This is a genomic window from Methylobacterium sp. Leaf123, assembly GCF_001423405.1.
GTDB lineage: Bacteria > Pseudomonadota > Alphaproteobacteria > Rhizobiales > Beijerinckiaceae > Methylobacterium.
This window is the reverse complement of record NZ_LMNS01000014.1, coordinates 30,402-39,887: the sequence shown is the minus strand read 5'-3', so window position 1 is coordinate 39,887 and position 9,486 is coordinate 30,402. Positions and strand designations below refer to the sequence as shown.

General features: G+C 67.4%; 10 protein-coding genes and 1 pseudogene. 9 read left to right on the top strand and 2 right to left on the bottom strand.

Annotated features, from left to right (window positions below; all coding sequences use genetic code 11):
• The 6 genes and pseudogenes from ASF53_RS25750 to ASF53_RS12920 all read left to right on the top strand — a co-directional run.
• Window positions 1–88 (top strand): annotated as a pseudogene (locus ASF53_RS25750) (IS5/IS1182 family transposase); the annotation flags it as partial.
• Window positions 89–619: 531 nt separating this feature from the next.
• Entirely contained in the window at window positions 620–820 is a 201-nt protein-coding gene (locus ASF53_RS12935; protein ID WP_056198748.1) for a hypothetical protein, read from the top strand.
• A 277-nt stretch (window positions 821–1,097) separates the two neighbouring features.
• The gene (locus ASF53_RS26705; protein WP_082482696.1) at window positions 1,098–1,526 is read left to right on the top strand and encodes a phospholipase A2 family protein; all 429 of its coding nucleotides are present in this window, start codon (window positions 1,098–1,100) and stop codon (window positions 1,524–1,526) included.
• 341 nt (window positions 1,527–1,867) lie between these two features.
• Window positions 1,868–3,793: a heavy metal translocating P-type ATPase gene (locus ASF53_RS12930; protein WP_156635540.1), complete on the top strand. Its 1,926-nt coding sequence runs from the start codon at window positions 1,868–1,870 to the stop codon at window positions 3,791–3,793.
• A gap of 95 nt (window positions 3,794–3,888) precedes the next feature.
• A complete protein-coding gene (locus ASF53_RS12925; RefSeq protein WP_056198745.1) occupies window positions 3,889–4,701 on the top strand; it encodes a universal stress protein in 813 nt (270 codons plus the stop codon).
• Window positions 4,701–5,030, top strand: coding sequence for a c-type cytochrome (locus ASF53_RS12920; RefSeq protein WP_056198741.1), 330 nt, complete (start codon window positions 4,701–4,703; stop codon window positions 5,028–5,030). Before ASF53_RS12925 ends, ASF53_RS12920 begins: the two co-directional genes overlap by 1 nt.
• A gap of 294 nt (window positions 5,031–5,324) precedes the next feature.
• Here the strand turns inward: ASF53_RS12920 and ASF53_RS12915 are convergent, their stop codons facing one another.
• The gene (locus tag ASF53_RS12915) at window positions 5,325–6,185 is read right to left on the bottom strand and encodes a universal stress protein (protein WP_056198736.1); all 861 of its coding nucleotides are present in this window, start codon (window positions 6,183–6,185) and stop codon (window positions 5,325–5,327) included.
• Between the two features lie 184 nt (window positions 6,186–6,369).
• Between ASF53_RS12915 and ASF53_RS12910 the strand changes: the two genes are divergently transcribed.
• The 3 genes from ASF53_RS12910 (at window position 6,370) to ASF53_RS12900 (ending at window position 9,012) form a co-directional block, all read left to right on the top strand.
• Window positions 6,370–7,941 carry a sensor histidine kinase gene (locus tag ASF53_RS12910; RefSeq protein ID WP_082482695.1) on the top strand — a complete coding sequence of 524 codons (1,572 nt, stop codon included), beginning with the start codon at window positions 6,370–6,372 and terminating at the stop codon, window positions 7,939–7,941.
• On the top strand, window positions 7,931–8,539 hold the full coding sequence (gene fixJ / locus ASF53_RS12905) for a response regulator FixJ (RefSeq protein ID WP_056198733.1): 609 nt from the start codon (window positions 7,931–7,933) through the stop codon (window positions 8,537–8,539). Before ASF53_RS12910 ends, fixJ begins: the two co-directional genes overlap by 11 nt.
• 89 nt (window positions 8,540–8,628) lie before the next feature.
• Window positions 8,629–9,012 carry a response regulator transcription factor gene (locus ASF53_RS12900; RefSeq protein WP_056198730.1) on the top strand — a complete coding sequence of 128 codons (384 nt, stop codon included), beginning with the start codon at window positions 8,629–8,631 and terminating at the stop codon, window positions 9,010–9,012.
• A gap of 176 nt (window positions 9,013–9,188) precedes the next feature.
• Here ASF53_RS12900 and ASF53_RS12895 read toward each other — a convergent pair whose 3' ends face one another.
• Window positions 9,189–9,461 (bottom strand): hypothetical protein, encoded by a 273-nt coding sequence (locus ASF53_RS12895; RefSeq protein WP_056198728.1) that lies wholly within the window; start codon window positions 9,459–9,461, stop codon window positions 9,189–9,191.
• Between the last annotated feature and the right edge of the window lie 25 nt (window positions 9,462–9,486).

Below are 9,486 nucleotides of genomic sequence, written 5' to 3'. Positions count from 1 at the left end.
CCCGGAGGCGACCCTCGCCTCGGCCCAGGCCTTCCTCTACGCCGCCGCCGTCATGATCCTCGTCCGAAGGCTCGGGCGAGCATCATGACTTATCGGACGGACTCTGATGCAATCAGGTCGGATACGGCTCTAGTCGTTGAAGCTCAATGAGGAGCGAACGTTCCTGACAATGCTGCGCGATGAGGGACGGCGCTGCGCCGGAACATTCCTGCACGATCAAGGCGCGGATCTGGGCCAGCGCTCATCGTTCGGCCCCGACCGGTTGCTCGACGGCATCTGACAAGAACGGAAGCCGGTCTGAAACATCCGCGATTGGCGTGAACGTTCGTTGTGCGCGTTGATCAGGATCAATTCATCCTGTTTCAAGATAGAGAACTATAGTCCTGGGACGGAAATCGAACGGCGCGTTTGGCAGGTACGATCTTACATGCCACGAGGCGTCGAAGACTGGAGACAGACCGGACCTGTTTCGGGAACAGTCCCTCCGCAGGGCAGCCCAGCACCCACCGTTTGGGCAGCCCGAAGATTGAGGCACCGCCTCACGCCGAAACGCGTTGTCGCGTCCGGCCTTGGCCGATGGAGGTCTGATCTGACGCATCGGACAAAGGAGTGAACGCACATGGACAAGATCTGGGCTTTTCGGGTGCTGCTGACCGCCCTAACCCTGGCAACCTTCGCGACCTCCGCTGAAGCGATGCCCGCCGGCCCGGCCCCGGCCAAGGCCTTGGTGAGCCCCACGGTGTATGAAGCCGGTGTCACGATCGGTCGCCATAAGGCGCTCCCGAAGAAGAAGCGTATCCATCGCGAGCGGAAGTTTTAGCCTTGATTGCGGCTGCGATATCGTAACTTAGGGCAAAGCAGCGCGCTTCCCGTCGAGGGCAAAGCCTGTTCGGTGGGCGAGCGCGTGAGACGGCTGCTATCGCAGCCGCCGCCACGGATCCTACACCGACAGCGATGTCGATGCGGGCGTCTGCCTCGGTCCTGATGCCGCTTCACAAAGCCGAGGAACTGCCTCGGGCTACCGCTGATCCGGCCTGGCTGATAGCCCTCTCGGTCCGTACTGTCAGGCTGGCCTCAGAATGAATGGGTCAAGAGCCATGATTTCTCGATGTATTGCTGCTCTCTTTTTCGTAAACTGCTCAAGCGCAACCGCTTTGGCGTATTCGCCCGACCTGCAACAGCCGCCAATCCTATTTCACGGCAACTATTGTGGTCTTGGCAACAACGCCCCGTTGCCGCCCATCGACGCGCTTGATGCCGCGTGCGCTCGCCACGACACCTGCTCCCCAGTAGGCAGGTTGCCCTCACGGGCCTGCAACAAGCGCCTCCAGTGGGAAACGGATCGTATCTCGCGTGATCCGCGGCAGCCGGACAATGTCCGGGCGCTGGCGGGCTTCGTTTCGGCTGGAGCCGCCCTTCTGCCATTTGAACCGGATGTACCAGTCGCCGCCGTTAGGATTCCGGCCGCTCAGCATTACGGTGCCCCACCAAGCCCAATATACCGACCAGTCTACCACGAATATTAGGATGCATCACCGATGACCGGGGTCTGACGAGCCGGAGCTATGCCAAAGTGTGTGCAAGGTTGAGATCAAGCACTCGTCAAACAACCCTTCGGAACTGCATGCCGGGGTCATGAGCCGGAGCCCTACGAGGCCGAGGCAACATCCTCGCGACCCTCGTCCGTGATGCCGAACGCGATATCACGTAGGCCGACAAGTGTGCGAGCAGGGATGCGACTTCGGCGTTTTCCTGTGGTTACCGCATCCGGTCTCCCCGGCGTCACTGGCACACATTGATCCATCGCAAGGTATCGCGGCTAGGCCGGTTGCACCCGAGAGGGGAGTAACCAACCGAGTCGGCTCCCATGATGACGACCCTGACCGCGGGCTTGCCGGGGGTGCGACGGTCGGTGACCGGATGGTCGCCGCGGCTGAGGGGATGGTTGGCGGTCCTGACGCTGTCCGGCCTCTGCGTCGGTCTGGCCGCGCAGGCACTCGGCCGGGCAGACGTCGCGGCGACGGCCTGGACCCTTGCAACCCTGGCGGTTCTTGTCGTGCTGGTGACCCAGGTGGTGAAGAGCCTGGCGAAGGGCGACGTCGGGCTCGATCTCGTCGCCCTGTTCTCGATGGGCGGCGCGCTTGCCCTGTCCCAGCCGCTGGCAGGCGCCGTCATCGCCCTGATGTACGCGGGAGGCCAGTCGCTGGAAGCCTATGCGTCCGGCCGCGCCGGGAAGGCCATGACGGTGCTGGTCGCGCGCCAGCCGCGCACCGCCCTGCGCGAGGACGGCGACGCGCTGACGGAGGTGCCTCTTGCGGCGCTGGTGCCGGGAGACCGTATCCTGGTGCGCGTCGGCGACGTCGTGCCGGTGGACGGGCGGGTCGCCACAGGCAGTGCCGTCCTCGATCGGTCGAGCCTCACCGGCGAGGCCCTGCCGGTCACCTTCTTTGCGAACGAACCGGTGTTGAGCGGGACGGTGAACATGGGCACGCCGTTCACCCTGACGGCAGACAGGCCTGCTGCCGAGAGCACCTACGCCGGCATCGTCCGACTGGTCGAGGCGGCCCAGGCCCGAAAGGCGCCCATGGCACGCCTGGCCGACCGTTACGGGCTCGCCTTCCTCGGCCTGACGTTGCTGCTGGCCGGAGGCGCGTGGGCTTTCACCGGCGACCCCGTGCGCGCCTTGGCCGTGCTGGTTGTGGCCACACCGTGCCCGTTGATCCTGGCTGTGCCCGTCGCACTCGTCTCCGGCCTCTCGCGCGCGGCCGGCATCGGCGTCCTGATCAAAGGCGGCGGTGCCCTGGAGACATTGGCTCGGATTCGCGTGCTGGTCATCGACAAGACGGGGACCTTGACCCACGGCTTCGCCAGGCTGACATCGGCACGGACCTTCGGCCCATACGACGAGGCGGAGGCGCTGAGGCTGGCCGCCTCCCTCGATCAAGCCTCCGGCCACCCGATGGGGCGCGCGCTGGTCGAGGAGGCGCATCGACGCGGCCTGACACTGTCTCAACCGACGAAGGTCACGGAGTCCCCCGGCGACGGCGTCAGCGGTTGGGTCGAGGAGCGACACGTTCTCGTCGGCGGGCCGCGCCTGATGCGGATGCACGATGTCCGCTTTCCGCAAACCGACGGTGTTCCACGCGTCACCGCGCCGGTTGCGACGGTGCTGGTTGCCGCGGAAGGCGCACCCATTGCCGTCCTGGAACTCGCCGATCCGTTGCGGAACGACGGAGGTGGAACGCTCGCGGCGCTGCGCGAATGCGGTGTCGCGCGGATCGTGCTCGCAACCGGCGACCGGCGCGCCATCGCCGAGGCGCTCGTCGCCGGCCTGCCCGTCGATGCCGTCGCCGCGGACCTCGATCCGAACGCCAAAACGGACATCGTGGCCGCCGAGCGTCGGAACGGCCCCGTGATGATGGTCGGCGATGGGATCAACGACGCGCCCGCGCTGGCCGCCGCCGATCTCGGTGTGGCGCTCGGGGCGCGGGGTGCGGCAGCCGCGGCCGAGGCCGCGGACGTTGTGCTGCTGGTCGACAGCCTTGCGCCCCTGCCCCAGGCCATCCGCATCGCCAGGCACGCCCGTGCCATCGCCCTCCAGAGCGTGTGGGTCGGGCTCGGGCTGTCGCTTTCCGGCATGGTCGCGGCGGCGCTGGGATATCTCACGCCACTCCAGGGCGCCCTACTTCAAGAAGCCATCGACGTAGCCGTCATCCTCAACGCCATGCGCGTGCTCGGCGGCCCACGCGACGGTTGCGAACCGATGGCACGGGGAGTCCCGCACCGCCCATAATGCCGGCGCTCCCGGAGCTTGCGGTGGATCAAGGTGGGCCGGCCCAGGCGAGGCGAGGGTCCTCCCGTCGTTATCGACGCCTTCCGGAGGTGGTTATGGATTACGCGAATATCCTCGTTTCCGCCGACCTCGGCGACGCGTCCCCGGACCGGGTACGTCTCGCCGCCAGCCTTGCCCAGCGCTTCGAGGCCATCCTCACCGGCGCGGCCGCCCACAAGGTGCCGGCGCCGATCCTGGTGCGCGACGTCTACGACGACATCGAGCAGGAAGAGCGCAACAAGGCTCAGGTTCGCGGGATCCTCGAAGAGGCGCGCGCCCTGTTCGAGCGCAGCGCCGGGGAAGGGATCCGCACGGAGTGGCTAGCTGCCCTTGCCGGGCCCACCACGCATCTCGTCGAGCAGGCGCGTGCCGCCGACCTCGTCGTGGTCGGCCGGCGTGGGCCGGAGGACGAGGACACGGGCCCTCTCGGCGTGCCGCCCGGGCCCGTGCTGATGGAGGCGGGCCGGCCCGTCCTCGTCGCGCCGCCGCGGCTCGTCCACCTGAAGGGGATCCGTATCGTCGTCGCCTGGAAGGACGGGCCGGAGGCGCGCCGAGCGGTGACGGCGGCGCTCCCCTTCCTGCGCGACGCGGACGAGGTCTTCGTCGTGACGGTCGGAGACGACGCGGAACGTGAAGGGGCGGAGGCCGTGACCGGCCACCTCGCGCGGCACGGCGCCCACGCCACCACCCACCTCCTGCGCGCGGCCAGGCAGGAGAGCGACGACATCCTGGATTTCGCACTGCGCCAGGATGCCGACCTCATCGTGATGGGCGCCTACGGCCATTCCCGGCTGCGGGAGTGGATCTTTGGCGGCTTTACCCACGATGCTCTCGAACGCTCCCCGGTCTGCTGCCTGATGAGCCACTGATGCGCGAGCATGCCCTACCCGTTCTCACTGCCGTCGCCGTGAGCTTGCTCGTCGCCTTGCCCGTCGATGCCCGGGACGATGCGGCGGTGCGGGGCGAGGCGTTCGCCCGCGAGCACTGCGCCCGGTGCCATGCGCTCGGGCCACGGGGAGCAAGCCCGATGCGCGAGGCCCCACCCTTCCGCACGCTAGCCGGGCGCTTCCCGGTCGACGACCTCGCCGACGTCTTGACCGAGGGGGTCGACCGCAGGCATCCGGCCATGCCCGACTTCCGGCTCGGATCCGCCGACGCCTCCGACCTGACGGCTTACCTGAAGGCGCTGCGACGTTGAGCGATGACCACACGATCCGACCGCCACGGGCATCGTCCGCGAAGGCCGGATCCGGTTCGCATGGCTCACTCTACGAAGCGCCAGCCCGCTTCCAGCGCGCGGAGTTCCTCGTCGTTCAGCGGATCCGGCCATTCCGGTCGATTGGAAGCCCGTTCTTGGTCCGGCGCCTCATCCGGCTTGGGCTTCGTCGGCGCGGATCGGGTCAGCCGACGCACTACGTTGCGCGTCCGCGCGGTCCGGCCGGTCGCGCCGCATCGTGAAGATCCTCGCTTAAGCATCGTCGACCTCCCATTTTTAGTGGTCAAGGAACAACGGGGCAGGGCTGCCCCGCAGGAAGTACCGCGTCACGCCACCGAAGAAGAATTCGCGTACGGGGGAGTGCCGATAGGCGCCCATCACGATCATGTCGGCGCGGAACAGGCCAGCCTGGCTGCGCAGGGTGGCGGCGACGCTCTCACCCCGCGGAAGGTCGTTGACACTGACGCTCACGCCATGCCGCGCGAGGTGGGGCGCGAACTCCGCACCCGGCACCGCATCGTCGGTCTCCGCCTCGTCGCCGACCGAGACGATCTCGACCGCCTCGGCGGCGCGCAGGAACGGCAGCGCGTCGTTGGCGGCCCGGGCGGCCTGGGCACTGCCGTCCCAGGCGACGATGATCCGCCGCGCGGCGAAGACGTCGTGTCTCGGAGGGACGGCGATGACCGGCCGGCCGCTGTGGAGCAGCGCCTTCTCGATCATCTCGCGATCGAGGTCGTAGGTCCGCGGGCCGATGTCCAGGACCGTCAGGTCGTGCAGGCGTGCGCGCCCCGCCAAGCGGCTCACGATGTCCGGATAGGGCAGGCTCGGCGCCTCCGTCGTGCAGACCACACCGGCCTGCGCCGCATCTCCCGCTGAACGGTCGGCGAGGGAGCGGGCGAGGGCGTCGAGTTGGCGGTCGATGACCGCGACGCCCTCGTAGTCGAAGTCGCCGAGCCAGGCGTCGTCTCCCGAGAGACGCCACGAGGCCGATTGGACCGTGAGGTGTGCACAGGCAGCCTTGGCCAGCGTCAAAGCGTATCCGATGGCCGAGGAAGCGTCCTCACGCTCGCCCTCGACGGCGGTGCCGACGAGGACGTCGCGGATGTCAGCAAGCGGCGGCGCGATTTCTTTGGGCATGGCTGGACTCCGAACTGGAGTCCGATGATTTGCTCCGCCTCAGCCGACCGACCTTGATCCACCTCAAGGGCTTGGCCGGCAGGGCAACTGTTCGCGACCCTTAACTTGGAGTAGCCTCACGGTGCAGGGTCGAAGCGCCTTGCGGGATCCGGAGCATCGCCCTCTTACATACGGAGCATCGGTGATGCCTCGGCATCCGCAAGAGCCGCTCGCGCCTGAAACACTGCTGCGCACGGCCGCAGTCAGCAGCGGCACCTTGGACATCGAGGAACTCCGGCAGACCCTTGATGAGGTCGGCCTCTGCATCTGGTCGCTTGATATCCCGACTGGCCGCGCCACGGTTTCGCCGACATGTTCTCGCCTCTTCGGCGTTCCCGCCGAGCAACTGACGACCTTCGCCGCCTCCCAGGCACTGGTGCACCGGGAGGACCGCCAGGCTCGAGCGGACGCCATTCAGAAGGCGTTGCGGGACGGCGGCGGCTACGAGATCGACTATCGTGTGATGCGGCCCGACGGGCATGTCTGCTGGCTGCGCTCACGTGGTCGGGTGCAACTCGACCCCGAGGGTAAGCCCTCCCGACATCGCGGGGTCGTGCTGAGCATCGACGAGCAGAAGCGGGCGGAGATGGACCTGCGCGCCCGCGAGGCACACCTCCAATCCATCCTCGGTACCGTGCCCGAAGCCATGGTCGTCATCGACGAGGCCGGGCTGATCTGCTCGTTCAGCGCAGCGGCCGAGCGCCTCTTCGGCTACGTCGCCGGCGAAGCCGTCGGGCGAAACGTGCGGATACTGATGCCGGAGCCGATGCGGGGCGAGCACGACGGGTACATGGACCGCTATCGGCGCACGCGGGAAAGGCGCATCATCGGCACCAACAGGGTCGTGACGGGGCAGCGGGAGGATGGCTCGACCTTTCCGATGGAGTTGGCGATTGGCGAGATGCGCTCGGGCGATCGGGTCTACTTCACCGGTTTTGTCAACGACTTGACCGAGCGCCAACACACCCAGGCCCGCCTCCAAGAACTGCAGTCCGAACTCTTCCACGTCGCCCGCCTCAGCGCCATGGGCGAGATGGCCTCTACCTTGGCGCACGAGTTGAATCAGCCGCTTGGCGCCATCAGCAACTACACTAACGGGTGCCGTCGCCTCCTGGCGCAGCCCGATCCCGAGGCCGTTACCAGGACGATAGATGTCCTCGACAGGGTGGCGGAACAGGCGCTTCGGGCCGGGCAGATCATCGGGCGCCTGCGCGAGTTCGTCTCCCGCGGCGAAACGGAGAAGCGGGTCGAGCCGGTAGCGCGGCTGATCGAGGAGGCTAGCGCTCTGGCGCTCGTCGGTGCCCGTGAGGAGGGGGTGACGGTACGCATTGCGCTCGCCCCAAACGCACAATCGGTCCTGGTCGACGGGGTGCAGGTGCAGCAGGTCCTGGTCAACCTCATGCGCAACGCCCGCGAGGCCATGCAGCACAGCGAGCGGCGCGAGTTGACCGTCGAGTCGCGGCCCGCCTCCCCCGACCTCTTCGAGATCGCAGTCTCCGACACGGGACCCGGCATCTCTGAAGAGGTCGCCGATCGGCTGTTCCAGCCCTTCGTCACGACCAAAGTGAGCGGCATGGGTGTCGGCCTCTCGATCTGCCGCACCATCGTCGAGGCGCATGGCGGCCGCCTCTGGGTCGAGCGCAATGGGAACGGGGGAGCGACCTTCCGGCTGACCCTGCCAGCTGTGTACAGCGGAGACCCGGACCATGGCGGCTAAGCTCGTTCACTTAGTCGACGACGACCCGGCGATGCGGGATTCGATTGCCTTTCTCCTCGATACGGCCGGTTTCGAGGTGCAGGTTTACGAGGCCGGCACGAAACTGCTCGATCGGCTTGCGAAGCCGGCACAAGGCGTCGTTCTGACCGACATCCGCATGCCAGGGATCAACGGGCTGGAACTGCTCCGTCGCCTGCGATCGGCGGGCCAAAACCTTCCCGTGGTGATCATGACGGGCCACGGGGACGTGCCACTGGCGGTCGAGGCGATGAAGCTCGGCGCCTGCGACTTCATCGAGAAGCCGTTCGACGACGAGGCGCTCGTGCAGGCGCTGCGCTCCGCGCTCGAACGCGGCGGCCCGGCCAAAGTAACGGACCCGACGCTTCGGGAGTTCGTGCGCCGGGTCGGGACGCTCAGCCAGCGTGAACGGCAGGTGCTCGACCTCTTGGTGGCCGGGAACACCAGCAAGGAGATTGGGCACGCGCTGGACATAAGCCCGCGCACCGTCGAGATCTACCGGGCCAAGCTCATGGCCAAGACACAAGCCTCGAACCTGCAGGAACTGATGCGTTGGGCGGTCCTCTCAGGCCTCGCGTGAAGCGGGCTTGAGGCAGGTCAAGGCAGGCGGCCCAGATCGATCTCATCGTGCCGGCTCCCAATCGAGAGCGGCCCCGGCCGACGACCATCATGCCGTCCCACCCTACAACCCTTATCTTCGTCGTAGACGACGACCCGGCCATCCTGCACTCGACCCGCTTCCTGCTTGAGAGTGAGGGCCACGAGGTCGAGACCTTCCCCGGCGGTCGCGAACTGCTCGCGGCCTTTCCTGGCCCCAGCCCGGCTCTCGTGTTGCTCGATCATGTCATGCCGGGGTTGGACGGCCTGGAAGTCTTCGCGCAGCTGCGGCCCCTCGATGCCGTCGTTCCCGTCGTGCTGATCACCGGGTGCCCCGATCCGAGTATCCGGACGCGTGCCCGCCTAGCGGGCCTTTCCGTGGTCGAGAAGCCGTTCGCGTTCGACGGCCTGTTAAGCATGCTCGACGCCGCCGCCAGGCCACCCCTTCAGGGTTAAGGAGCCCCTTCGAAGGTAGCCCGCCGCGGGACTTCGCGGGCGCGGCGGCTCGCGCGGATCGGCCCAAGGCGCTTCGTGGGGGGCACGACGTGCGCTTTCCCCGTTCCGGCTAACCCGGGAAACTGACAGGCGGCGGTAGCCCAGCGTTGATCTGGCTCAACCCGGCTGAGGCCGCGTCACCTCCAGTACCGGCCGTACATGGGTGACAGGGTCTCGCAAGGATGGTGGAAGAGGTAGAAGCCGAACGCCTCGGACGCCTCGCGAGCCGGAGTAGGCTGGAAGCCGAAGGGCAGGCTCTCGTCCTCGCGCACGTTCGCGCCGAAATCCCAGGCACCCGGGTGGACGAAGTGCGGAACCAGCAGGTTCTCGCGCACGGCGCAGCACAGCCCCGGTTCGCGCCGGTGCTGAAATACCCGGTAGAGGATCGGCTGAGGTCGGCCGGCCGGCATCGAGCCCCTCCTGCTGGATCGAATC

Coding starts and splice junctions, on each gene's coding strand:
- ASF53_RS12935 (WP_056198748.1), top strand. CDS start 620: ATGGACAAGATCTGGGCTTTTCGGGTGCTGCTGACCGCCCTAACCCTG.
- ASF53_RS26705 (WP_082482696.1), top strand. CDS start 1,098: ATGATTTCTCGATGTATTGCTGCTCTCTTTTTCGTAAACTGCTCAAGC.
- ASF53_RS12895 (WP_056198728.1), bottom strand. CDS start 9,461: ATGCCGGCCGGCCGACCTCAGCCGATCCTCTACCGGGTATTTCAGCAC.
- ASF53_RS12930 (WP_156635540.1), top strand. CDS start 1,868: ATGATGACGACCCTGACCGCGGGCTTGCCGGGGGTGCGACGGTCGGTG.
- ASF53_RS12915 (WP_056198736.1), bottom strand. CDS start 6,185: ATGCCCAAAGAAATCGCGCCGCCGCTTGCTGACATCCGCGACGTCCTC.
- ASF53_RS12910 (WP_082482695.1), top strand. CDS start 6,370: ATGCCTCGGCATCCGCAAGAGCCGCTCGCGCCTGAAACACTGCTGCGC.
- ASF53_RS12920 (WP_056198741.1), top strand. CDS start 4,701: ATGCGCGAGCATGCCCTACCCGTTCTCACTGCCGTCGCCGTGAGCTTG.
- ASF53_RS12900 (WP_056198730.1), top strand. CDS start 8,629: ATGCCGTCCCACCCTACAACCCTTATCTTCGTCGTAGACGACGACCCG.
- fixJ (WP_056198733.1), top strand. CDS start 7,931: ATGGCGGCTAAGCTCGTTCACTTAGTCGACGACGACCCGGCGATGCGG.
- ASF53_RS12925 (WP_056198745.1), top strand. CDS start 3,889: ATGGATTACGCGAATATCCTCGTTTCCGCCGACCTCGGCGACGCGTCC.